At 73.1% G+C, this 23,401-nt stretch carries 18 protein-coding genes; 11 read left to right on the forward strand and 7 right to left on the reverse strand.

Annotated features, from left to right (window positions below; translation table 11 throughout):
- Window positions 1-194 precede the first annotated feature (194 nt).
- A complete protein-coding gene (locus tag ACZ3ZD_RS01285) occupies window positions 195-1,592 on the forward strand; it encodes an MFS transporter (protein WP_467392253.1) in 1,398 nt (465 codons plus the stop codon).
- 90 nt (window positions 1,593-1,682) lie between these two features.
- Here ACZ3ZD_RS01285 and afsS read toward each other — a convergent pair whose 3' ends face one another.
- Together afsS and afsR are read right to left on the reverse strand one after the other, a co-directional pair.
- Window positions 1,683-1,874 carry a regulatory protein AfsS gene (gene afsS / locus ACZ3ZD_RS01290; RefSeq protein ID WP_467392255.1) on the reverse strand — a complete coding sequence of 64 codons (192 nt, stop codon included), beginning with the start codon at window positions 1,872-1,874 and terminating at the stop codon, window positions 1,683-1,685.
- A 195-nt stretch (window positions 1,875-2,069) separates the two neighbouring features.
- Window positions 2,070-5,012 carry an SARP-family global regulator AfsR gene (gene afsR, locus ACZ3ZD_RS01295; protein WP_467393253.1) on the reverse strand — a complete coding sequence of 981 codons (2,943 nt, stop codon included), beginning with the start codon at window positions 5,010-5,012 and terminating at the stop codon, window positions 2,070-2,072.
- Between the two features lie 614 nt (window positions 5,013-5,626).
- On the opposite strand from afsR, the gene ACZ3ZD_RS01300 reads away from it, so the two are divergent.
- The 6 genes from ACZ3ZD_RS01300 (at window position 5,627) to ACZ3ZD_RS01325 (ending at window position 12,965) form a co-directional block, all read left to right on the forward strand.
- Window positions 5,627-6,853: an amidohydrolase family protein gene (locus ACZ3ZD_RS01300; protein WP_467392257.1), complete on the forward strand. Its 1,227-nt coding sequence runs from the start codon at window positions 5,627-5,629 to the stop codon at window positions 6,851-6,853.
- Window positions 6,854-6,858: 5 nt separating this feature from the next.
- Entirely contained in the window at window positions 6,859-7,773 is a 915-nt protein-coding gene (locus ACZ3ZD_RS01305; protein ID WP_467393255.1) for a TIGR03619 family F420-dependent LLM class oxidoreductase, read from the forward strand.
- A 10-nt stretch (window positions 7,774-7,783) separates the two neighbouring features.
- Window positions 7,784-8,554 (forward strand): SDR family NAD(P)-dependent oxidoreductase, encoded by a 771-nt coding sequence (locus ACZ3ZD_RS01310; protein WP_467392259.1) that lies wholly within the window; start codon window positions 7,784-7,786, stop codon window positions 8,552-8,554.
- 99 nt (window positions 8,555-8,653) lie between these two features.
- On the forward strand, window positions 8,654-9,772 hold the full coding sequence (locus ACZ3ZD_RS01315; protein ID WP_467392261.1) for an LLM class flavin-dependent oxidoreductase: 1,119 nt from the start codon (window positions 8,654-8,656) through the stop codon (window positions 9,770-9,772).
- A gap of 14 nt (window positions 9,773-9,786) precedes the next feature.
- Window positions 9,787-11,517 carry an N-acyl-D-amino-acid deacylase family protein gene (locus ACZ3ZD_RS01320; RefSeq protein WP_467392263.1) on the forward strand — a complete coding sequence of 577 codons (1,731 nt, stop codon included), beginning with the start codon at window positions 9,787-9,789 and terminating at the stop codon, window positions 11,515-11,517.
- A complete protein-coding gene (locus tag ACZ3ZD_RS01325) occupies window positions 11,514-12,965 on the forward strand; it encodes an aldehyde dehydrogenase family protein (RefSeq protein WP_467392264.1) in 1,452 nt (483 codons plus the stop codon). The genes ACZ3ZD_RS01320 and ACZ3ZD_RS01325 overlap by 4 nt, the downstream gene beginning before the upstream one ends.
- A gap of 4 nt (window positions 12,966-12,969) precedes the next feature.
- Here the strand turns inward: ACZ3ZD_RS01325 and ACZ3ZD_RS01330 are convergent, their stop codons facing one another.
- Both ACZ3ZD_RS01330 and ACZ3ZD_RS01335 read right to left on the reverse strand, forming a co-directional pair.
- Complete coding sequence (locus ACZ3ZD_RS01330; protein ID WP_467392266.1) at window positions 12,970-13,365, reverse strand: nitroreductase/quinone reductase family protein; 396 nt, start codon at window positions 13,363-13,365, stop codon at window positions 12,970-12,972.
- A gap of 25 nt (window positions 13,366-13,390) precedes the next feature.
- Window positions 13,391-14,860 carry a CehA/McbA family metallohydrolase gene (locus ACZ3ZD_RS01335; RefSeq protein WP_467393257.1) on the reverse strand — a complete coding sequence of 490 codons (1,470 nt, stop codon included), beginning with the start codon at window positions 14,858-14,860 and terminating at the stop codon, window positions 13,391-13,393.
- A gap of 51 nt (window positions 14,861-14,911) precedes the next feature.
- On the opposite strand from ACZ3ZD_RS01335, the gene ACZ3ZD_RS01340 reads away from it, so the two are divergent.
- The 3 genes from ACZ3ZD_RS01340 to ACZ3ZD_RS01350 all read left to right on the forward strand — a co-directional run bounded on the left by ACZ3ZD_RS01340 (window position 14,912) and on the right by ACZ3ZD_RS01350 (window position 19,046).
- Window positions 14,912-15,778, forward strand: coding sequence for a TIGR03619 family F420-dependent LLM class oxidoreductase (locus ACZ3ZD_RS01340; protein WP_467392268.1), 867 nt, complete (start codon window positions 14,912-14,914; stop codon window positions 15,776-15,778).
- 24 nt (window positions 15,779-15,802) lie between these two features.
- Complete coding sequence (locus ACZ3ZD_RS01345; RefSeq protein WP_467392270.1) at window positions 15,803-18,388, forward strand: bifunctional FO biosynthesis protein CofGH; 2,586 nt, start codon at window positions 15,803-15,805, stop codon at window positions 18,386-18,388.
- A gap of 94 nt (window positions 18,389-18,482) precedes the next feature.
- Window positions 18,483-19,046, forward strand: coding sequence for a hypothetical protein (locus ACZ3ZD_RS01350; protein ID WP_467392272.1), 564 nt, complete (start codon window positions 18,483-18,485; stop codon window positions 19,044-19,046).
- On the opposite strand, the gene ACZ3ZD_RS01355 is transcribed toward ACZ3ZD_RS01350, so the two are convergent.
- Complete coding sequence (locus tag ACZ3ZD_RS01355) at window positions 19,043-19,570, reverse strand: DUF2165 domain-containing protein (protein ID WP_467392274.1); 528 nt, start codon at window positions 19,568-19,570, stop codon at window positions 19,043-19,045. The genes ACZ3ZD_RS01350 and ACZ3ZD_RS01355 overlap by 4 nt on opposite strands.
- A gap of 140 nt (window positions 19,571-19,710) precedes the next feature.
- On the opposite strand from ACZ3ZD_RS01355, the gene ACZ3ZD_RS01360 reads away from it, so the two are divergent.
- Complete coding sequence (locus tag ACZ3ZD_RS01360; RefSeq protein ID WP_467392276.1) at window positions 19,711-20,826, forward strand: ADP-ribosylglycohydrolase family protein; 1,116 nt, start codon at window positions 19,711-19,713, stop codon at window positions 20,824-20,826.
- A gap of 8 nt (window positions 20,827-20,834) precedes the next feature.
- On the opposite strand, the gene ACZ3ZD_RS01365 is transcribed toward ACZ3ZD_RS01360, so the two are convergent.
- Both ACZ3ZD_RS01365 and ACZ3ZD_RS01370 read right to left on the reverse strand, forming a co-directional pair.
- A complete protein-coding gene (locus tag ACZ3ZD_RS01365; RefSeq protein WP_467392278.1) occupies window positions 20,835-22,397 on the reverse strand; it encodes a sodium:solute symporter family protein in 1,563 nt (520 codons plus the stop codon).
- Window positions 22,398-22,525: 128 nt separating this feature from the next.
- On the reverse strand, window positions 22,526-23,314 hold the full coding sequence (locus ACZ3ZD_RS01370; protein WP_467392280.1) for an SDR family oxidoreductase: 789 nt from the start codon (window positions 23,312-23,314) through the stop codon (window positions 22,526-22,528).
- Window positions 23,315-23,401 lie beyond the last annotated feature (87 nt).

The following is a 23,401-nucleotide window of genomic DNA, read 5'->3' on the forward strand; positions in this document are numbered from 1 at the left end:
CCCCCATTGTCCCGAAAGGTTCCGCCGCGAGGGGGGCCCTGTCACAGCCAGGAACACCGTTCCCCCGCATGGCGCGGTCTGCCGCGGGCCGCGCGTACCGGGAAAGCTGTGGCCCACCTGGATGTTCCGTCCGCCCGTCGTACGGCGTCGACCCCCTGCTCCGGCAGGGGCGGCGCAGTGAGGAGCAGTGCACGATGAGCTTGACGCGATCCGGGGAAGGCGCCGGACCGGCCGGCGGTGAGCGGGTCCGGAGCGGCCCGGACGCGACCGGTTCCACCACCGCGGCCCTCGCCGCCGCCGTCCTCGGCTTCTTCGTGATCACACTCGACGTCTCCGGCGTCAACGTGGCGCTGCCCGCCCTGGGAGACGATCTCGGCGGGTCCCTGTCGGGCCTGCAATGGGTCGCCGACGGCTACACCCTCGTGTTCGCGGCGCTGATGCTCTCCGCGGGCGCGCTGTCGGACGCGGTCGGCGCGCGCCGCGCGTACGGCTGGGGGCTCGCCGTCTTCACCCTCGCCTCGCTGGCCTGCGGCGCGGCGCCCACGCTCGGGGCGCTGACGGCGGCACGCGTGGTGCAGGGGAGCGCGGCCGCCGTCATGGTGCCCGCCTCGCTGGCCCTGATCCGCCAGGCGTTCCCCGACCCCCGGGCGCGGGCGCGCGGGATCGCCCTGTGGACGGTGGGCGGCGCGGTCGCCGTCGCCGCGGGACCCCTCCTGGGCGGACTGCTCACCACGGAGTGGAGCTGGCGTGCGGTGTTCTTCCTGAACGTGCCCGCCGGGCTCGCCGGGTTCCTGGTCCTGCTGCGGGCGGCGCCCTCCCCGCGGCACCGCGCCGTGTTCGACCCGCCGGGGCAGCTCACGGCGGTGGTGACGCTGGCCGCGCTGACCTTCGCCGTGATCGAGGGCGGCCACGACGGGCTCACCGGCAGCGTCCTGGCCGCGGCCGGAACCGCGGTGCTGGCAGCGGCGGGCTTCGTGGCCGTGGAGGCACGGCGGCGCACCCCCGTGCTGCCGCTGGAGCTGTTCCGGCAGCGCGGCGTCAGCGTGCCCGTCGTCGCCGGTTTCGCCTGCAACGCCGCCTTCTACGGCGGGGTGTTCGTGCTGAGCCTGTTCTTCCAGGAGCAGCGGGGGCAGTCGGCGTTCTCGGCCGGGCTGATGTTCGTCCCGATGGCCGTGATCACCGCCCACTTCAACTACTTCTCCCCGCGGGCCGTCGCCCGCTACGGCCCGCGGGCGGTGATCGTCGCGGGGCTGCTGGTCGGCATGGCCGGCTGCTGCGGTCTGGCCGCCGTCGGCGCCGGCACACCGTGGTGGCTGATCGTCCTGCCCATGGTGCCGCTGGGCATCGGTGGCTCTCTCGCCATGCCGGCGCTGACCTCCCTGATGCTCGACAGCGTCGCCGCCGAACGGGCCGGCACGGCGGCGGCGCTGCTGGGCACCAGTCGCCAGACGGGCGGCGCGCTCAGCATCGCCGTCTTCGGTGCGCTCCTCGCCGGGGACTTCATGCCGGGCATGCGGGAGAGCCTGCTGCTGGCCGCCGCCCTGCTGGCGGCCAACGCGCTCGGCGCCGCCATGCTGCTACCGCGTCGATGAGCGAACGACCTCGGTGACCTCCGGACATGCCTCGGCCGCGGCGGCTCCCCCTCCGCGCCGCCGCGGCCGATCCCCCGTCGGGGTGGTGGCTTACCTACCGTCCAGGTCCAGGGCGGGCGGGGCCGGCATGTGGCTGTCCATCGTGGTGATGGTGTCGTCCTTCGGCGGGACCGGCATGTGGCTGTCCATCGTGGTGACGGTCTCGTCCTTCGGCGGGGCCGGCATGTGGCTGTCGAGGGTGGTGACCTCGTCCGCGTCCTTGGCCTTTTCGGTGTTGCTCATCAGTACTCCCCTGTGGCTGAGCTGAGGGGAACGCCCGCTCGGAGACTCCCCCGCAGGTTGTCGAACGGGCGTTCCGGGGCGCTTACCCTATCGGGGCGCCCATGGCGATCCGAGCGCTTCCCCCCGCACGACGGATCGTTGAGTCGAGGATGGCAGCCACCCATAAACGTTCGATGAACGCGGTGACGGGTGCGGTCAGAGCAGGGCGACGGACGAAAGACGGCGGCGTAGTTCCTCGGCTTCGATCGAGCCCGCGGACGCGTGGATGGTGAGCGCCTCACGCCAGCACGCCTTCGCCCGGTCCGTCTGCCCCAGGCTCTCCAGCGAGTCCCCCAGCAGGGTGAGGATGTTCGCCTGCATCCACTCACCGCCGATGTAACCGGTCGTCAGTGCCTGCTCCGCGTGCTGAGCGGCCCGGGCCGGGCGCTGGGCGGACAAGTGGACCTGGGCGATGCGGAAGTGGGTGGTGCCCTCCCAGAGGCGCTGCCTGTTCACCGTGAACGTCGACAACGCCGCGTCGAGTTCTCCCAGGGCCTCGTCGTGGTGCCCTCCGTGGCCGAGAGCGATGCCCAGGGCATAGCGGGCGTTGGCCAGGCGGAAGGTGAGGCCGAGTTCGTCGTAGATGGCGATTCCCTCGCGCACCAGGTCGATCGCGGTCGGGACGCGCTCCAGGGAGACCAGGACACGGGAGAGGTTGCACAGGGCGCTCGCCTCTCCCGGGCGGTTGCGGTCGGCCCTGAACGCGTTGATCGCCTCGAGGAGGTGTGTCTCGCTCAGCGCGCGCTGGTTGAGGCAGTTGGCGACGATGCCCTGTTCGTTGTGGGCGTTGCCGTAGGTCCACGGGTCGCCCGTGCTGCGGCCGAGCTCTATGGCGCGCTCCGCCTCGACGCCGGCCTCCTCGAACCGGCCGGCGTGGCTGAGCACTTGCGCCAGTGTCGTCCGCGCCCTGCCCTCGGCGTGGGCGTCACCCAGCGCTGCCGCGGCGTCACGGGCGGCCCGGGTGGCAGCGCCGTAGCGGAGTGCGCTCGCCCCGGATTCGGCCAGGTCCTTCGAGGCGAGCAGCAGATCGACGGCCTTGCGCAGGGTGGCAGCGGCAAGCGACTGCTGCACGCAGGCAAGGATGCTGGCGGCCTCCGCGTGCAGCCAGTCCAGGGCCTTGGTGTCGTCCTCGAACTCCCGGCCGGGACGCTCCGTCTGCTCGAGGTGGTCCACGGTCCGGTCACCCGGACGTTCTATGGCGTACACCCGTGACGCCGTGGCCAGATAGAAGTCCAGCAGCCGGGACAGGGCCGCCCCCCTCTCCGCGCCCGGCTGCTCGTCCCTTTCCGCGCAGGCCCGGGCGTAGAGGCGGACCAGGTCGTGGAAGCGGTAGCGGCCGGGGGCCGCCGACTCCAGGAGCGACGTGTCCACCAGGGATTCCAGGAGGTCCTCGGTGTCCTCCGCGGGGAGGTCCAGGACCGCGGCCGCGGCGGACAGGGAGATGTCCGGGCCGTCGGCCAGGCCCAGCAGCCTGAAGGCCCGGGCCTGGGCGGGCTCCAGTTGGCCGTAGCCCAGTTCGAAGGTGGCCTTCACCGCCAGGTCGCCGGCCTGCAGTTCGTCCAGGCGGCGGCGTTCGTCCGCGAGCTTGGCCGCCAGGACGGAGACCGTCCAGGTGCGGCGGGCCGCCAGGCGGGAGGCGGCGATGCGGATGGCCAGGGGGAGGAAGCCGCAGGCCGCCACGACGTCCAGGGCGGCTTCCCGTTCCGCGGCGACCCGTTCCTCGCCCACGACCTTCGTGAAGAGGGCGAGGGCCTCCTCGGGGGACATGACGTCCAGGTCGACCAGGTGGGCCCCGGCCAGGTCCAGCATCCGGACGCGGGACGTGACCAGGGCGGCGCAGCCCTCCGTGCCGGGCAGCAGCGGTCGTACCTGCGCCGCGTCCTTCGCGTTGTCCAGCAGGACCAGGACCCGGCGGCCGTCGAGGACGGAGCGGTACAGGGCCGAGCGTTCCTCCAGGGAGTCGGGGATGGAGGCGTCCGCCGTGCCCAGGGCGCGCAGGAAGGAGCCGAGGACCGTCTCCGGTTCCGCGGGGCGGGGGCCGGCGCCCTGGAGGTCGACGTACAGCTGGCCGTCCGGGAAGGCCGCCCTCGCCCGGTGGGCCACGTGCACCGCCAGGGTCGTCTTGCCCACGCCGCCGATGCCGGCCAGGGCGGAGACCGCCATGACCCTGCCCTCCGCCTCGGACGCCGAGGACAGGACCTCCGTCAGTTCCGAGACGAAACCGGAGCGGCCCGTGAAGTCGGGCACCGAGGCGGGGAGCTGGGCCGGGCGGACCGGGGTCGCGGTGGGCTCCGCCGTGGGTGAGGAGGGTTCCGCCAGGGACGGGTCCGCCTGGAGGATGCGCTGCTGGAGTTCGCTCAGGCCGGGGCGCGGGTCCACGCCCAGTTCCTCCGCGAGCAGGCGGCGGGTGTCGGCGTAGACGGCCAGGGCCTCCGCCTGGCGGCCGCTGCGGTACAGGGCCAGCATCAGCAGTTCGCGGAGGCGTTCCCGCAGGGGGTGCGCCGCGGTCAGGGCGGTCAGTTCCGAGACCGCCTCCGCGTGGCCGCCCTGTTCCAGGTCCAGGTCGAGCCGGGTCTCCAGCAGGCCGAGGCGCCATTCCTCAAGGCGCGCCCGCTGGGCCTCGGCGTAGGGGCCGGGGACCCCGGCCAGGGGTTCGCCGTCCCAGAGGGCGAGGGCCTGGTTCAGTACCGTACGGGCCCGGCCCAGGTCGCCGGCGCCGCGCGCCTTCTCCGCCTCGGCCGCCAGGTCCTGCGCGACCGCCAGGTCCAGGGCGCCCTCGCCCAGGCCGCGGACGGCGTAGCCGCCGGACTCGCTGACCAGGACGCCGGTGTCGAGGACCTTGCGGAGCCGGGAGGCGTAGGTGCGCACCGCCGCCAGGGCCTGGGAGGGCGGCTCGGATCCCCACAGCGCGTCGATCAGCTCGGCGGCCGTGGCCGTACGGCCCTCCCGCAGCAGCAGCGCGGCCAGCAGGGCCCGCTGCTGCGGGGAGCCCGTGGGAAGCGCTTCGTCACCGCGCCAGGCCCGCACCGGCCCGAGCACACCGAAGCGCAGCGGCCCTGGCACGCCGGAGCGCGGTGAACCGGGCACGCCGGCCCCCACCGGCCCGGTCTCGCCGGCCAACACCGGCCCGGTCTCGCCGGCCCGCACCGGATCGGGTTCGTCCGAGCGCGCCGAACCAGGCTCGTCGGAACGCGCCGGCCCGGCCGCGCCGGTCCGCCCCTTCCCGGCCTCGCCGGCCCGCACCGGATCGGGCTCGTGGCGCACCAGACAGGGCTCGTCGGAGCCCACCGGCCCGGGCAGGCCACCCCGCACCTGCCCAGCCTCGTCGGAGTGCCCCTGCCCCGCCACGCCAGCCCGCCTCGGCCCGGCCTCACCGGCCCGTACCGGATCGGCCTCCTCGGAGCCCACCGCCCCGGCCACGTCACCCTCCACCGGCCCAGCCGCGTCAGCGCTCGCCGGGGCCGGGGCCGCGACGGGCCCGGACCCGGCACGCCGCTGCTCGGGTACTCGCGGCCCACCGTCCATGCGTTCGCCCCCTCGGCATCACGAACAACCCCGTCAGTTTGCCTTGTAAAGGGCGGTTGCGTCAGCCGTGGGAGACGCCGGTCACAAGGCAACGGTTGCGGTGCACAGAGTCCTCACATCCTCTTCGCACGCCGGTCGTCCGACGCCGACAGCTGACGGGCCGTCAGATCGGCGCTACCGTGCACGATATGGAGACCACACAGTTCCCGCTGATCATCTCCGTCGACGACCACACCGTCGAGCCCGCCGGCGTGTGGCAGGACCGGCTGCCGAGGAAGTACCGGGACGTCGGGCCCCGGATCGTGCGCGCCCCGCTGAAGGAGATGACCTTCCTGGGCGGGCGGTTCAAGCCCGTCATGGGCACACCGGGCGGTGACGAGGGCCCGCTCGGCGACTGGTGGGCGTACGAGGACCTGCGCCGGCCGCTCACCCGCCTGGACACCGCCGTCGGGTACGCCAGGGACGAGGTCAGGCTGGAGGTGATCACGTACGAGCAGATGCGGCCGGGGTCGTACGACGTGTCCGCCCGGCTCGCCGACATGGACGTCAACCACGTCCAGTCGGCCGTCTGCTTCCCCACCTTCCCCCGCTTCTGCGGGCAGACCTTCACCGAGGCCGCCGACAGGGAGCTGGCCCTGCTGTGCGTGCGCGCCTACAACGACTGGATGGTGGAGGAGTGGTGCGGTCCCCAGGCGGGGGGCCGGCTGATACCGCTCACGCTGATCCCGCTGTGGGACGCGGAGTCGGCGGCGCGGGAGGTGCGGCGCAACGCCGCGCGCGGTGTCCGGGCCGTCGCCTTCTCGGAGATACCCCCGCACCTGGGCCTGCCGTCCGTGCACACCGACGACTGGGATCCCTTCCTCGCCGCCTGCGACGAGACCGGAACCGTCGTCGCCATGCACATCGGCTCGTCGAGCCGGATGCCGTCCACCTCCGCCGACGCGCCGCCCGCCGTCGGCTCCACGATCACCTTCGCGAACTGCTGCTTCTCGATGGTCGACTGGCTGATGAGCGGCAAGTTCGAGCGCTTCCCGAACCTCAGGGTGATGTACGCGGAGGGGCAGATCGGCTGGATCCCGTACATCCTCGAACGCGCGGACGTGGTGTGGGAGGAGAACCGCGGGTGGGGCGGGGTCGCCGACAAGGTCACCCGGCCGCCGTCCGAGCTGTTCGCCGAGCACGTGTACGGCTGCTTCTTCGACGACGCCTTCGGGCTGCGGAACCTGGACGCCATCGGGGTCGGCAACGTCCTGTACGAGACGGACTACCCGCACTCCGACTCCACCTGGCCCAAGTCCCGCGAGGTCGGCGAGGCCCAGATGGGGCACCTGCCGGCCGACGTGGTCGAGCGGATCGTCCGGGGCAACGCCATCGAGCTGCTGGGGCTCACCCCGGAGGGGCTGTGGCGGGCGTGAGCGCCCTGGCGTACGGCATCCAGCTGCCCGTGCAGTCGCAGAGCACCCTCTACACCGAGCCGTGGGAGGCCGGGGGCGGGCCGCGGGACCTGGTCGCCGTGGCGCGCGCGGCCGATGCGGCGGGATTCGCGTACGTCGCCTGCTGCGACCACGTCGCCGTGCCGCGCCGCCTCGCCCCGGCCATGAGCACCGTCTGGTACGACCCGGTGGCCACCCTCGCCCACCTCGCCGCCGTCACCGAACGGGTACGGCTGCTCAGCCATGTGGCCGTGGTCGGGCTCCGGCACCCGCTGGTGAGTGCGAAGCAGTACGCCACCCTCGACCACCTCTCCGGCGGGCGGCTGGTCCTCGGGGTCGGCGCCGGGCACGTGCGCGAGGAGTTCGAGGCGCTCGGCGTCGACTTCGAGCGGCGCGGGGATGTGCTGGACGAGGCGATGGACGCGCTGCGGGCCGCCCTCGGGCCCGAGGAGTTCCCCGAACACCACGGCAAGCGCTACGACTTCGCCGGCCTGGGCCAGCGGCCGCGCCCCGCCCAGCCGAACGTCCCGCTGTGGGTCGGCGGTTCCTCGCCGGCCGCACTCCGCCGGGCCGCGCTGAAGGGGGACGGCTGGCTGCCGCAGGGGGATCCGCGCGAGCGGCTGCCGGCCGCGATCGCCCGCCTGCGGGCGCTGCGGGTGCAGGCGGGCGTCGAGGCGCCCTGCACCATCGGCGCGATCACCGAGCCCCTGTACGTGGGCACGCCCGCCTGGGAGGTCGGGCGGCGCACGCTCAGCGGCTCCCCGCGCTCGCTCGCCGAGTCCCTGCGCGCGTACCGCGTGATGGGCGTGGACCAGATCCAGGTGCGGTTCCGCAGTCGTGGTCGCGGCGAACTCGTCGACCAGATCGCTGCGTTCGGCGCCGAAGTGGCCCCTGAGCTGTGAGGAGTACGGCATGGGAAAGCTCGACGGGCGGGTCGTCCTCGTCACCGGGGCGGCACGCGGGCAGGGCGAGCAGGAGGCGCGGCTGTTCCGGGAGGAGGGCGCCCGGGTGGTCGTCGCCGATGTGCTGGACGACCGGGGGGAGGCGCTCGCCGAGGAGATAGGGGCGCTCTACGTCCACCTGGACGTGGGCACGGAGGACGGCTGGCGGGAGGCCGTCGGGGTGGTCAAGGAGGCGTACGGGCGGATCGACGGGCTGGTCAACAACGCGGGCATCCTGCGCTTCAACGCCCTCGTGGACACCCCGCTGGACGAGTTCATGCAGGTCGTGCAGGTCAACCAGGTGGGCTGTTTCCTGGGGATGAAGGCGGTGGCGCCGGAGATGGCCGACGGGGGCACGATCGTGAACACCGCCTCCTACACGGCCCTCACCGGTATGGCGGCGGTGGGCACGTACGCCGCCACCAAGCACGCGGTGCTCGGGCTGACCCGGGTGGCCGCGCTGGAGCTGGCGGCCCGGCGGATCCGGGTGAACGCCATCTGCCCGGGCGCCATCGACACCGCGATGTCGAACCCGGCCCGGCTGGACCCGGACGCCGACCCGGAGGAGATGAGCCGGGCCCTGGACGAGCTGTACCGCAAGCTCGTGCCCCTCGGGCGGGTGGGGCAGCCGGAGGAGGTGGCCCGGCTGGCGCTGTTCCTGACCTCGCAGGACTCCTCGTACATCACCGGGCAGCCGTTCGTGATCGATGGCGGCTGGCTGGCGGGCGTCAGCCTCATCTGACGAGCCGTCAGCTATTGACGGTGGTCGCGGCCGGTGCGACAGTCGGCCGACAGGCAGGAACTGACGGATCGTCAGAAATCTTGAGGACGGTGAACCGCCGTGGAATTCGGGCTCTTCGTACAGGGATACGTGGGCAAGCGCGCCGAGACCGACCCGCTGGCCGAGCACAAGGCGCTGATGGAGGAGACCGAGTACGTCATCCAGGCGGACAAGTCCGGCTTCAAGTACGCCTGGGCCTCCGAACACCACTTCCTGGAGGAGTACTCGCACCTGTCCGCGAACGACGTGTTCCTGGGCTATCTGGCGCACGCCACCGAGCGCATCCACCTCGGCTCCGGGATCTTCAACCCGCTCGCCCAGGTCAATCACCCGGTGAAGGTCGCCGAGAAGGTCGCCATGCTGGACCACCTCAGCGAGGGCCGCTTCGAGTTCGGCAGCGGGCGCGGGGCCGGGTCCCACGAGATCCTCGGGTTCATCCCGGGTGTGACCGACATGAACCACACCAAGGAGATCTGGGAGGAGACCATCGCCGAGTTCCCCAAGATGTGGCTCCAGGACGAGTACCCCGGCTTCCGGGGCAAGCACTGGCAACTGCCGCCGCGCAAGGTCCTGCCCAAGCCGTACGGGAAGTCGCACCCGGCGATGTGGTACGCGGCCGGGTCCCCGCCGTCGTACGCCATGGCCGCGAGGAAGGGGCTCGGGGTGCTCGGCTTCAGCGTCCAGAAGGTGTCCGACATGGAGTGGGTGCTGGAGCAGTACAAGACGGCGATCGTGGACGCGGAGCCGGTGGGGGACTTCGTCAACGACAACGTGATGGTGACGACGACCGCGATCTGCGCGCCCACGCACGCGGAGGCCATCGAGATCGCCGTCAGCGGCGGCCTGCACTACCTGCCGTCGCTGGTGTTCCGGTACCACGACACCTTCCCCCGGCCGGAGGGCTTCCCGGTGTGGCCCGAGACGCTGCCCCCCTACACGCCGGAGTTCGTGGAGCTGCTGATCGAGGAGGAGCTGCTGATCTGCGGCGACCCGGACGAGGTGCTGCGCCAGTGCGAGCGGTGGGAGCGGGCCGGGGCCGACCAGCTGAGCTTCGGGCTGCCGGTGGGGGTGCCGAAGGAGGAGACGCTGCAGACGATCCGGCTCATCGGTGAACGGGTGATCCCGAAGATCGACACGGATCCCGTGCACCGCACGTCCCGGTTCCGGCAGGCCGGGTGAAGGGGGGCTCCGGCATGTTGGACCACCTCGTCAAGGGCGCCACCGTCGTGGACGGCACCGGCGCGCCCGCCCGCACCGCCGACGTCGGCATCCGCGACGGCCGCATCGCCGCCGTCGGCAGGATCACCGAGGCCGCCCGCACCACCGAGGACGCCGCGGGCCTGGTCCTCACCCCCGGCTTCGTCGACCCGCACACCCACTACGACGCCCAGCTCTTCTGGGACCCGTACGCCACGCCCTCCCTCAGCCACGGGGTGACCACCGTGGCCGCCGGGAACTGCGGTTTCACCCTCGCCCCGCTGCACCCGGACCGCCCCGAGGACGCCGACTACACCCGGCGGATGATGTCCAAGGTGGAGGGGATGTCCCTGGTGGCGCTGGAGGAGGGGGCGCCCTGGAACTGGCACTCCTTCGGGGAGTACCTGGACGCCCTGGAGGGGCGGATCGCCGTGAACGCCGGGTTCATGGTGGGGCACTGCGCACTGCGGCGGTACGTGATGGGCCCGCGGGCGATCGGGGGGCAGCCGACGGCCGGGCAACTCGACGCCATGACCCGGCTGCTGCACGAGGCCATGGACGCCGGCGCCTGGGGGCTGTCCACCACCCAGTCCGGTACGCACTCCGACGGGGACGGCCGGCCGGTCGCCTCCCGGCACGCCGGGCCGGCCGAGCTGCTGGCCCTGTCCCGGGCCGTCGGCGAGCACGAGGGCACGCAGATCGAGGCGATCGTCGCCGGCTGCCTGGACCAGTTCGGCGACGACGAGATCGACCTGCTGGTGGAGATGAGCACGGCGGCCGGGCGGCCGCTGAACTGGAACGTGCTCACCATCGACGCGGCCGTACCCGAACGCGTCCCACGCCAGCTGAGCGCGAGCGAGCGGGCCCGCAAGGCCGGCGGCCGGATCGTCGCGCTCACCATGCCCATCCTGACCCCGATGAACATGTCGCTGGGCACGTTCTGCGCGCTCAACCTCATCCCCGGGTGGGGGCCGGTCCTGGGCCTGCCCGTGCCCGAGCGCATCGCCCGGCTGCGCGACCCGGCCGTCCGGGAGGAACTGCTGCGCCGGGCCCGGTCGAAGGAGGCCGGCGTCTTCCGGCGGCTCACCGACTTCGGCCGGTACGTCATCGGGGACACCTACAGCGACGCCAACCGGGGCCTGACCGGCCGGGTCGTGCGGGACATCGCCGCGGAGCGCGGGCAGGACCCGTTCGCCTGCCTGGTGGAGATCTGCGCCCAGGACGGGCTGCGGACCGTGCTGTGGCCCATGCCCACCGACAACGACCCGGCGTCCTGGGCGCTGCGCGCCGAGACCTGGGGGCACGAGGACGTCCTGCTCGGCGGGTCGGACGCGGGCGCCCACCTGGACCGGATGTGCGGGGCGCCGTACACCACCCGGTTCCTCGGGGACTGCCTGCGCGGCCGGAAGCTGGTCGGCCTGGAGCGGGCGGTGAGGATGCTGACCGACGACCCGGCCCGGCTGTTCGGGCTGCGGGAGCGCGGGCGGGTGCAGGAGGGCTGGCACGCCGACCTGGTGCTGTTCGACCCGGAGCGGATCGACGCCGGCCGGGCCCGGCTGGTGCACGACCTGCCGGGGGACAGCCCCCGGCTCCACTCGCGGGCGCTCGGGGTGCGGGCCGTGTGGGTCAACGGGGTCGAGGCGATCCGGGACGACGTGGTGACCGGGGCCGTACCGGGCAGGGTGCTGCGGTCCGGGCGGGACACCCGGACGGTGGGCACCCGGTGAGCGAGGGGCAGCCGCTCTTGGTCGGAGGACGGTGGGTGGCGCCGGACGGCGGGCACTACCCGGTGACCGACCCGGCCACCGAGGAGACCGTCGGCTGGGCGCCCGAGTCCTCCCCGGAGCAGGCCCGGGCGGCCTGCGCGGCGGCCCGGGAGGCGTTCGGGGCGTGGTCGCGGACCCGGCCGGAGCGGCGGGCGGCGCTGCTCGGGCGGGCCGCGGAGCTCATCCGGGAGCGGCTGGTGCCGTTCGCCGACCTGGCCCGGGCCGAGACCGGCGCGACCACCGGGACGGCCCGCGCGATGCAGGTCGGGGTGGCCGCGGCCCGCTTCCGCCGGTACGCGAGCGTGGAGCCCGCCGAGTGGCCGATCGCCCCGCAGATCAACGAGGCCGGGCCGATGGGCGGGGCCGCCGTGCTGGGGGCGCTGGCGGTACGGCAGCCCGTCGGCGTCGTCGCCTGCGTCACCTCGTACAACAACCCGTGGGCCAACCCGGCCGGCAAGATCGCCCCGGCGCTGGCCATGGGCAACACGGTCGTGGTCAAGCCCGCCCCGCAGGACCCGCTGTCCGTGTACCGGATGGCCTGGGCGCTGGAGGCGGCCGGGGTGCCGCCGGGCGTGGTGAACGTCGTCTCCGGGCGGGACGTGTCGGTGGGCGAGGCCGTCGTGGCCTCGGGGGACGTCGACATGGTGAGCTTCACCGGGTCCACGGCCGTCGGGCGGCGCATCGCCGAGGTGTGCGGGCGGGACATGCGGCGCCAGCTGATGGAACTGGGCGGCAAGGGGGCCGCACTCGTCTTCGACGACGCCGACCTGGCCTCCGCCGTCGCCGGCATCGGCACCACCTTCTCCTTCTACAGCGGGCAGATCTGCACGGCACCCACCCGGGTGCTGGCCCAGCACGGGGTGTACGACCGGCTGGTCGAGCAACTCGCCGGGTACGCCAACCGGTTGAGGGTCGGCGATCCGCGGGAGCCGGACACGGTGGTGGGGCCGGTGATATCCGCCGCGCACCGGGCGCGGGTGGAGTCGTACGTCGAACTCGGCCGGAAGGAGGGAGCCGTGGTCGTGGCGGGCGGTGAACGGCCGCCGCTGGAGCGGGGGTTCTACGTCGCACCCACCGTGCTCGCCGACGCCGCGAACGACATGCGGGTGGCCCGGGAGGAGATCTTCGGGCCCGTGGTGACGGTGATCCCGTTCGGGGACGAGGACGAGGGGGTGGCCCTCGCCAACGACTCCGAGTACGGGCTCATCGACTACGTCTGGTCCGGTGACGTGGCCCGGGCCTTCCGGGTGGCACGGCGGCTGCGGGCCGGCGGCGTCGGCGTGAACACGGTCGGCCGCAACATGGAGGCCCCGTTCGGCGGGTTCAAGCGCAGCGGGGTCGGCCGGGACGTCGGCGTGTACGCCCTGCACGCCTACAGCGAGGTGCAGTCGATCGTGTGGCCGGGGTGAACCGTCACCCCTCCAGGTCGACGCGCACCGTCAGCAGGTCCGTGCCGAACGCCCGTACCGCCATGCTGTTGAACCGGGACAGGCCGCGCAGGCGGGCCACCGGGTCGTCGTCGGGCAGCAGGTGGGCGGTGCCGTGGTGCCAGCGGCCCGCGACGCGGACGCGCACCCGCGGGTCGGCCTGGATGTTGCGGACGTACTGCGAGCGGTAGCCGAACTCCGAGACCAGCCAGAAGGAGTCGCCGACCCGGCGCCCGCCGACCGGGGTCCGCCGGGGCAGGCCGGAGGTGCGGCCGGTCGTCTCCAGCAGCGTCTGGAACGGCAGACGCCGGTTCAGCGGGTTGGCGACATACCGCTGGAGGCGGGTCATGACGCGTTGCTTACGGCCGGTGCTGCCCGACATCTCGTCCCTCCCGGTGCCGAGGCCATCATGCCCCTTCCGCGGGCCACCCGTCGCCGGGGCGCCCGAGGAAGACCGGGTTGGTGAACGCGGCCATCGCCCCCGGCACCGGCCCCAGCGCCGTCTCGTGCCGCACCTCGGCCCGGACGTAGGCGGCGCGGGCCGGGGTGGTCCGCCACTCGACGCTCCCCGTACCGGACACCGGCAGCGGACCGTCGGTGAACAGCACGCCCTGGTCGGTGACGAACCGGACCGAGCAGCGCGGCACACCGGACGCCTCCAGCCGGACCGTCACCGGGGTGTCCGGTCCGACCGCCAGCCGCTCCCCGATCCCGGCCCGTTCACCGCCCTCGGCCGTCACGGTGAACGCCAGCGACACCTGCCGGGACTCGGCCACGTACGACCGCCCGGCCCGCAGCCCCTCCTGGATCGCCTCCCTGGTCAGCGCGTCGGCGAGGACGACCGTCTGGGGCAGCCCGACCACGTCCGGATCGCGGTGGGCGTCGCTGTCGCCCATCGCCGGCAGCCACCCCCGCCCGCCCCGCGCCGCCGCCAGCGTGGCGTCCCAGGCGGCCAGGGTCACCTCGTCGTCCGGCGTCCAGGGCCCGTTCCACACCTCCACGGCGTCCGCCTCGGCGAACCCGAACCGCCAGCCGCAGCCCACGCAGTCGGCGTGCGGATGGGCCGGCACGACCAGGCCGCCGGCCCGGTGGACCTCCCGCGCGAAGTGGGCCCAGCGGCCGTCGCGGGCCCGGTAGCGCCAGTCGACGAAGGTGCCCGGCTCGGTGCCGAGCGCCAGGACGTGCCCGTTGCGGGTGGTGATCTCCTCGCCGAGCAGCACCAGCAGGTCGTCGCCGGCCGCGTCGGCCCAGTGGGCGTGCGAGGCGTTCGTGTTGTGGTCGGAACTGTTGACGAAGTCCAGCCCGGCCGCACGGGCCAGCGCCGCGATCTCCTGCGGGGTGCGGCGCCCGTCGGAGTGCCAGGAGTGCAGATGGCAGTCGCCCCGGTACCAGTCCCGGCCCCGCCCCCGGGCCCGGTCCGGCGGATACACCGCCTCGGGCGTCTGCCCGGCCGGCCCCTGGGTCAGCGTGACCGTCACCTCGTACGACAGCCCCTGCGGCGCCACGGTGTAGGGGCCGAGCGCGATGTGCCAGGTGCCGGGCGTCAGCGGCCCCGGGAGGTAGCCCGGCGTGGCCTCGTCGGCCCGCACGGAGAACTCGCTCCGCGCACCCCCCGACCACCCCCGGAACCCCCGGCCGCCCAGGCCGGTCCCGCGCGGGTCGAAGAGCCCGATGTCGAGGGCGTTGCCGGGGGTGCCGGGCGGGACGGAGGGTTTGCCGTAGGAGTACGAGACCTTCAGTTCGGCGATTCCGGGCGGGACTTCGAAGGGGAGGTACACGAAGTCGGGCGCGCCGGGTCCGATGGTGCCGCGCAGAGTCGTCACAGCAGCCACGGTAGGCGCCCCGAAGGGCCCTGGGAACGACGTGACAAGCCACAGCGGACCCGCCGCGCCCCCTGACAGGCGACCGACCAGTCGGTACGATGCCTCATGCGCATCTCCGTCACGATCTTCCTCACCGACGAGACCATCACCCCCGTCCGGCTGGCGCAGGAGCTGGAAGCCCGCCGCTTCTGCGGTCTCTACCTCCCGGAACACACCCACATCCCCGTGGAGCGCACCACCCCCTACCCGGCCGGCGGCGACCTGCCCCCCGAGTACGGCCGCACCCTCGACCCCTTCGTGGCCCTCGCCCAGGCCGCCGCCGTGACCGGGCGGCTGGCGCTCGGCACCGGCATCACCCTGGTCGCCCAGCACGACCCCATCGACCTGGCCAAGCAGGTCGCCACGCTGGACCACCTGTCCGGCGGCCGGTTCACCCTCGGTCTCGGCTACGGCTGGAACGTGGAGGAGGCCGCCGACCACGGCGTGACCTGGCGGACCCGGCGGGAACTGGTCCGGGACCGGATGGCGCTGATGCGCGCGCTGTGGAGCGAGGAGCCGACGGAGTACGCGGGGGAGTTCGGCGGTGTGCGGGCCAGCCTCGCCCACCCCAAGCCCGTACAGAAGCCGCGCGGCCGGGTCGTCGGCCCCCGCACGCTCGTCGGCGGGGCCGCGGGCCCCAAGCTGTTCGCGCACATCGCCGAGTTCGCCGACGGCTGGCTGCCGATCGGCGGCCGCGGGCTCACCGAGGCGCTGCCCGCGCTGCGCTCGGTGTGGGCGGACGCGGGCCGCGACCCGGCCGCCCTCCAGGTCGTCCCGTACGCCGTCCAGCCCACCCCCGGCAAGCTCGCCCACTACGCCGAACTGGGCGTCGAGGAGGTCGTGGTGCAGCTGCCGCCGGCCGGCGAGACGGAGGTGCTGCGCGCCCTCGACGGCTACGCGGCCCTGCTGCCGGGCGGGACCGCACAAGGCTGATCAAGGCAAACGTATGCTCAAGGAATGACGACTTCCGCGACCTCCGGAACCGGCCCGACCGAGAACTCCATGCGTCGCGCCCTCAAACGCGCCCGGGACGGCGTCGCCCTCGACGCCGGTGAGGCGGCGGTGCTCCTCCAGGCACGCGGTGCGGATCTGACCGCCCTCGCCGCCTCCGCCGCCCGGGTGCGGGACGCGGGCCTGGAGGCGGCGGGCAGGCCCGGCGTCATCACGTACTCGAAGAGCGTCTTCATCCCCCTGACCCGGCTGTGCCGGGACAAGTGCCACTACTGCACGTTCGTCACCGTCCCCGGCAAGCTGCGGCGCGCCGGGCACGGGATGTTCATGTCGCCCGACGAGGTGCTGGACATCGCCCGCAAGGGTGCCGCCCTCGGCTGCAAGGAAGCCCTGATCACCCTCGGCGACAAGCCGGAGGACCGCTGGCCCGAGGCGCGCGAGTGGCTCGACGCGCACGGCTACGACGACACCATCGCCTACGTCCGCGCGATCTCCATCCGCATCCTGGAGGAGACGGGCCTGCTGCCCCACCTCAACCCGGGCGTCATGACGTGGACGGACTTCCAGCGGCTGAAGCCGGTCGCGCCCTCCATGGGCATGATGCTGGAGACGACCGCGGAGCGGCTGTGGTCCGAGCCCGGCGGCCCGCACCACGGCTCCCCGGACAAGGAGCCGGCCGTACGGCTGCGGGTGCTGGAGGACGCCGGCCGCTCCTCCGTGCCGTTCACCTCCGGCCTGCTCATCGGCATCGGCGAGAGCTACGAGGAGCGCGCGGAGTCGCTGTTCGCGCTGCGGAAGGTCTCCCGGGCCTACCACGGCATCCAGGAGCTGATCATCCAGAACTTCCGCGCCAAGCCGGACACGGCGATGCGCGGCATGCCGGACGCCGAACTGGACGACCTGGTCGCCACGGTGGCCGTCGCCCGGCACATCATGGGGCCCTCGGCCTGCCTCCAGGCCCCGCCGAACCTGGTCGACGCCGAGTACGAGCGGCTGATCGGCGCCGGCATCGACGACTGGGGCGGGGTCTCCCCGCTGACCATCGACCACGTCAACCCCGAGCGCCCCTGGCCGCAGATCGAGGAACTCACCGAACGGTCCCGCGCGGCCGGCTTCGAGCTGCGTGAACGCCTGTGCGTGTACCCGGAGTTCGTCCGCCGCGGCGAGCCCTGGCTGGACCCGCGGCTGCGCCCGCACGTGGCGGCCCTGGCCGACCCGGAGACGGGCCTCGCCCGTGCGGACGCGGTCGTGGCGGGCCTGCCCTGGCAGGAACCGGAGGAGGTGTTCACCGCCACCGGCCGCACCGACCTGCACACCGCCGTCGACACCGAGGGCCGTACCGGCGACCGGCGCGCCGACTTCGACGAGGTGTACGGCGACTGGGAGGCGCTGCGCGAGGCGGCGGCCCCCGGGATGGCCCCGGAGCGCATCGACGCCGACGTCCGCGAGGCGCTGCGCACGGCCGCCGACGACCCGACCCGGCTGACCGACGCCGAGGCCCTCGCCCTGCTGCACGCGGACGGGCCGGCGCTGGACGCGCTGTGCCGGGTCGCGGACGACGTGCGCCGGTCGGCGGTCGGTGACGACGTGACGTACATCGTCACCCGGAACATCAACTTCACCAACGTCTGCTACACCGGCTGCCGGTTCTGCGCCTTCGCGCAGCGCCGCACGGACGCCGACGCGTACACGCTCTCCCTGGAGCAGGTGGCCGACCGCGCGCAGCAGGCGTGGGACGTGGGCGCGGTCGAGGTGTGCATGCAGGGCGGCATCCACCCGGACCTGCCGGGGACGGCGTACTTCGACATCGCCAAGGCGGTGAAGGAGCGCGTCCCGGGCATGCACGTGCACGCCTTCTCCCCGATGGAGGTCGTCAACGGCGCGAGCCGGACCGGGATGTCGATCCGGGAGTGGCTGACCGCCGCCAGGGAGGCGGGCCTGGACTCCATCCCCGGTACGGCGGCGGAGATCCTGGACGACGAGGTCCGCTGGGTGCTGACCAAGGGCAAGCTGCCCACGGCCACCTGGATCGAGGTGGTCAGGACCGCGCACGAGCTGGGCGTCCGCTCGTCGTCCACGATGATGTACGGACACGTGGACCAGCCCCGGCACTGGCTCGGCCACCTGCGCACGCTGGCCCGCATCCAGCGGGAGACGGGCGGCTTCACCGAGTTCGTGACGCTGCCGTTCATCCACACGAACGCGCCGGTGTACCTGGCCGGGATCGCCCGCCCGGGCCCGTCCCTGCGGGACAACCGGGCGGTGACGGCGATGGCCCGCCTGCTCCTGCACCCCTGGATCCCCAACATCCAGACGAGCTGGGTCAAACTGGGCACCGAGGGGGCGGCGGAGATGCTCCGCTCCGGCGCGAACGACCTGGGTGGGACGCTCATGGAGGAGACGATCTCCCGCATGGCGGGCTCCTCCTACGGCTCGTACAAGTCGGTCCGCGACCTGGTCGCGGTGGCGGAGGCGGCCGGCCGCCCCGCGAAGCCGCGCACCACGCTGTACGGCGAGGTCCCCGAGGAGCGGCAGCGGGCGGCCGAGGCGTCCGACGGCCACCTGCCGGACCTGCTGCCGGTCCTGGACTGAGCCGTCTCCCCGGACCGAACCGTCTCCGCGAACTGAGTACGATGATCCGACCCCCCTGCCGAGGAGGGGACCCGTACCGGAGGAGATGCGTCCCGTGGCTGCCCGACTGCCCTCGTGGGCCTGGGTCACCGGTCTGACGGCGGGGGCGACCGCGGTCGTCGTCGCCCTCGCCGTACAGGCGAACCACGGGCCGCAACCCACGGCCGCCGTCGCCCGGACCGGCGCCTCGGCGTCCGCGAGCCCGCACGCGACGCCGAGCCCGAGGACCCCGTCCGCGCCCGCCCTGCCGGACGGTTCCGGCGAGGGCCGGCGGATCGTGTACTCGCTGGCCGAGAAGCGCGTCTGGCTGGTCGACGCGACCGGCAGGGCGACCCGCACGTTCACGGTGTGGCCGGGCACGGTCAGCCCGCAGCCCGGCCGCTACTCGATCACTCTGCGCACCCAGTCCCTCAAGGGCTCGGACGGCGTGGAGATCGAGCACGTCATGTACTTCACCAAGGTGGACGGCGTGAACGTGGCCTTCTCCAACGCCCTCGACGGCGCCTCGCCCCCGCCCGCGGGCGGCCAGAAGCTCGGCGGCATCCGCCTCCACAAGGCGGACGGGACCGCCCTGTGGTCCTTCGGCGACCAGGGCACCCGGGTCGCCGTCGTCAACTAGGCGGACGGCTCCGGCCGATTCGGCGTCTCCCGGGAGCCGCCCGGCAGCAGGTTGACGATCAGCGCGACGCCGCTCAGCAGGAGCACCCGGGTCGCCGCGTCCAGGCCGTTCCAGGACTTCGACTGCCACATCGCGAACCACTCACCGCCGATCGCGATGAACCCGGCGCCGAAGAGCAGCAGCATCATCAGCAGCCCGTACGTCGACCAGCGCCGGGCCGTCTCGTCCCGGCGCCGCGCCCACAGGACCGTCCCGCCGACCAGCACCGCGGCCGTCACGCTCTCCCAGACGATGATCAGGACGTACGCGGTGTCCTCCAGGGCCGTGCTGGTCACGGCCCGCCACATCAGATGGTCGTCCTTGAACGTCGTGTCCATCGCCAGCACATGCCGGACGAACTGCTGGTTGGTCCCGAAGTCGGTGATGTTGCCGAGCGCGACCAGGGCGATGTAGAGCGCGAGTATGCCGGTGAGCACACCGGCGGCAAGCCTGAGCCCCGTGGGGCGTGTGGGGGTGGTGGTCATGGCTGGGATTCTCCCCGACGCGCACCGGCTCTTCCCAGGGGCCTCCCTCCGGAATCCGGCCGGGCTCCGGCGAACGGACCGTTCCCGGTCGATTACAGTGCTGGGCGTCGTACAGGCGGACGGTGCCGCGGGGAGGTCTGGTGGGCAGGACATCCGGTGCCGTCTGGGGCCGTGCCGAACAGCAGGACTTCCGCAGCCGGGTGCGCGGCACCCTCCTCGGGGCCGCGGTCGGCGACGCCCTCGGGGGGCCGGCCGATCCGCTGTCCCTGACGGAGATCCGGGCCGCGTACGGCGGTGAGGGGCTGCTCGACCTGGCCTTCGGACACGGGCGGCGCGGCACGGTCACCCACCACACCCAGCTGGCCCTGTTCACCGTGGACGGGCTGATACGCGCCCAGGTGCGCCGCGACACCGGCGCCTGGCACCCGCCGACCGACCTGCACCGGGCCTATCTGCGCTGGGCGGCCACCCAGCGGGACTGGGGCCCCGACGAACGCCGAAAGGAGGACGGCTGGCTGGCCCGCGAGGAGTGGCTGTACGCCCGCCGGGACCCGACCCGCGCACTGCTCATCGGGTTCGGCGACCAGACCATGGGCACGCTGGAGTCCCCGAAGAACCCCGGGGAGCTGGGCCCGGAGGCGGTCGCCCGCTCGGCGCCCTTCGGTCTGCTCGTCGGCTGGGAGCCCCAACTGGTCGTCCAGCTGGCCGTGGAGTGCGCGGCCCAGAGCCACGGCCACCCCCTCGCCTACCTGTCGGCGGGCGCGTACGCCGTGATCGTGCACGGGCTGGCCCGCGGCGACAGCCTGGACGGCGCCGTGCAGCAGGCCCTCGCCCTGATCGCCGCCCGCCCCGGCCACCAGCCGGTCTCCGACGCCCTCCAGCACGCCCTGGGCGCCGTACGGCAGGGCATGCCCACCCCGGCCCGGGTGGAGGAACTCGCCGGCGACGGCACGGCGGACGGGCTGCTGGCCGCGTCCGTGTACTGCGCCCTGGTCGGGGAGGACGTACGGCACGGGCTGTGCCTGGCGGTGAACCAGAGCGGGCCGTCGGCGGCGGCGGGGACGCTGACGGGCGGCCTCCTCGGCGCCCTGCACGGCGAGACGGCCCTCCCGCCGGCCTGGCTGGCCGAACTGGAGGGCCGCCCCACGATCCTGGAACTCGCCGACGACTTCGCCATGGAGATGACCCAGGGCCCCGCACTGCACGGCCCGGCGGGCGCGTCCCCGGGGTGGCTGGCACGGTATCCACGGGCCTGAGCGAGCGGCTACGGAGCTTCCCGGGCCACGCCGTCCCCTGCCCCCGCGGGAACCGGAACGGCAGGCGCGGCATCCTCGTCCGTGTTGACCCGCTCGATGACCGCCAGCCGTTCGGGCGTGTCCTCCGGCTTCAGGTAGCCGATGGCGATGTAGAGCACCAGGGAGACCGCGAGCGGCACCGAGACCTGGTACTGGAGCGGGACACCGCCGTCGATCTCCCAGCTGATCGGGTAGTTGACCAGCCAGAAGGCGAGCAGGCCCAGCCCCCAGCTGACGAGCGCGGCCGTCGGACCGGAGCGGCGGAACGGGCGGAGCAGACCGAGCATCATCGGGATCGCCATCGGACCCATCAGACCGGCGACCCACTTGATGACGACCGTGATGATGTCCTTGAACGCGGGGGAGTCGACCTGCGTCGCGGCCGCCATCGACAGACCGAGGAAGACCACCGTGGTGACGCGCGCCGCGATCAGCCCGGTACGCGTGCTCCACGCCCGCGCCCGCGCCGAGAGCACCGGCGCGCAGTCCCGGGTGAAGACGGCCGCGATGGCGTTCGCGTCGGAGGAGCACATGGCCATGGTGTGTGAGAAGAAGCCGACGATGACCAGGCCCAACAGGCCGTGCGGCAGCAGCTGTTCGGTCATCAGGGCGTAGGAGTCGGAGCCGTCCGGCTTCTGCGCACGGACCAGCAGCGGGGACATCCACATCGGGAAGAACAGCACCACCGGCCAGACCAGCCAGAGGATCGCGGACAGCCGGGCGGAGCGCTCGGCCTGGCGGGCGCTGCCGGTGGCCATGTAGCGCTGGGCCTGGTTGAGCATGCCGCCGTTGTACTCGAAGAGCTTGATGAACAGGAACGCCAGCAGGAACACCGTGCCGTACGGGCCGACGAGGGGCTTGCCGTGGCCGTGCAGCGCCGGCTCGTCCCAGGCGCCGAGGAAGCCGATGCCCTTGTCGTTCAGCTTCATCACGACCGCGACGAACATCGACACGCCGGCCAGCAACTGGATGACGAACTGGCCGAGTTCGGTCAGCGCGTCCGCCCACAGTCCGCCGATCGTGCAGTACACGGCGGTGATCGCGCCGGTGATGAGGATCCCCTGGTTCAGCGACATCCCGGTGAACACCGACAACAGGGTGGCGATCGCCGCCCACTTGGCGCCCACGTCCACGATCTTCAGCAGCATGCCCGACCAGGCGAGGGCCTGCTGGGTCGGCAGGTTGTAACGGTTCTTCAGGTACTCCAGCGGGGAGGCCACGTGGAGCCGGGAGCGCAGTCGGTTGATGCGGGGCGCGAACAGCTTCGAGCCGATGGCGATGCCGAGCGCGATGGGGAAGGACCAGGTGATGAAGGAGGTGACGCCGTAGGTGTAGGCGATGCCCGCGTACCCGGTGAACATCACGGCGCTGTAGCCCGACATGTGGTGCGAGATGCCGGAGAGCCACCAGGGCATCCTGCCGCCGGCCGTGAAGAAGTCCGAGACGTTGTCCACGCGTTTGTGCGACCAGACGCCGATCGCGACCATCACACCGAAGTAGCCGATGAGCACGGCCCAGTCGAGACTGTTCATGTGCCCGATCGTGAGTGCGAGCACATGAACACGACAAGCAAGAGTAAGGTCAAGTGAGGGTAAAATAGTTCTGCTTGATGACTCACGTTCACTTACCTGAACGGAAGAAGAGGTGCCCCACTCCTCCGTCAGCGCATCAGCTCGCCCGCGTTGACCAGCAGCGACTGACCGGTGATCGCCCGAGCCCGGTCCGACGAGAGGAACACCGCCGCGTCCGCCACATCCCCGTCGGTGGCCAACTCGGGCAGTGCCATCCGCTCGGTCAGCCGCGCCAGCACCTCGCCCTCCGGCACCCCCTCCGCGTCCGCGGCGAACCGGATGTACGCCTGCACCGGCGGCCCCCACATCCAGCCCGGCAGCACCGAGTTGACCCGGATCCGGTCCGGGCCCAGCTCCCGCGCCAGCGAGTACATCGCACTGGTCAGCGCCCCCTTCGACGCGGCGTACGCGGCCTGCCTCACCTGTGAGGGCGCGGCCACCGCCGACTGCGTCCCGATGAACACCACCGACCCGCCCCCGCCCGCCCGCAGCGCCGGCAGACAGGCCCGGGTCATCCGCAGCGTCCCCAGCAGGTTCACATCGAGGACCGACCGCCAGGTCGTGAAGTCCGCGTCCTGCAGCCCGCCGAAGTACGAGTCCCAGGCGGCCACATGGACCACCGCGTCGATCCCGCCGAACCGCTCCCGCGCCAGCGCCGCCAGCGCCTCGCACCGCCCCTCGTCCGTGACGTCGGTCGCCCGGTACGCCGTGTGCGTGCCGTCCGGATCGATCACGGCCGCACTCCGGGCCAGGTTCGCCTCGGTGCGCGCCCCCAGCACCGCGTTCCCGCCGTCCCGTACGACGGCCGCCGCGACCTGGTGGCCGAGCCCGGCCCCGACACCCGAGACGACGACGGTCTTGCCCGCGAGCAGGGCCACGGCCCCTCCTTCGGTCCGGTGCTTCATCGGTATGGCGCTCCACCTGACGGAGCGTCAGAGTATGGGCGAGCGCAGGAAAGGGGAACC

This window comes from Streptomyces sp. NPDC023481 (assembly GCF_055560195.1).

Excerpts from the sequence above, each read along its gene's own strand:
- ACZ3ZD_RS01285 (WP_467392253.1), top strand. The coding sequence starts at position 195 with ATGAGCTTGACGCGATCCGGGGAAGGCGCCGGACCGGCCGGCGGTGAG.
- afsS (WP_467392255.1), bottom strand. The coding sequence starts at position 1,874 with ATGAGCAACACCGAAAAGGCCAAGGACGCGGACGAGGTCACCACCCTC.
- ACZ3ZD_RS01300 (WP_467392257.1), top strand. The coding sequence starts at position 5,627 with ATGGAGACCACACAGTTCCCGCTGATCATCTCCGTCGACGACCACACC.
- ACZ3ZD_RS01310 (WP_467392259.1), top strand. The coding sequence starts at position 7,784 with ATGGGAAAGCTCGACGGGCGGGTCGTCCTCGTCACCGGGGCGGCACGC.
- ACZ3ZD_RS01320 (WP_467392263.1), top strand. The coding sequence starts at position 9,787 with ATGTTGGACCACCTCGTCAAGGGCGCCACCGTCGTGGACGGCACCGGC.
- ACZ3ZD_RS01330 (WP_467392266.1), bottom strand. The coding sequence starts at position 13,365 with ATGTCGGGCAGCACCGGCCGTAAGCAACGCGTCATGACCCGCCTCCAG.
- ACZ3ZD_RS01340 (WP_467392268.1), top strand. The coding sequence starts at position 14,912 with ATGCGCATCTCCGTCACGATCTTCCTCACCGACGAGACCATCACCCCC.
- ACZ3ZD_RS01345 (WP_467392270.1), top strand. The coding sequence starts at position 15,803 with ATGACGACTTCCGCGACCTCCGGAACCGGCCCGACCGAGAACTCCATG.
- ACZ3ZD_RS01355 (WP_467392274.1), bottom strand. The coding sequence starts at position 19,570 with ATGACCACCACCCCCACACGCCCCACGGGGCTCAGGCTTGCCGCCGGT.
- ACZ3ZD_RS01365 (WP_467392278.1), bottom strand. The coding sequence starts at position 22,397 with ATGAACAGTCTCGACTGGGCCGTGCTCATCGGCTACTTCGGTGTGATG.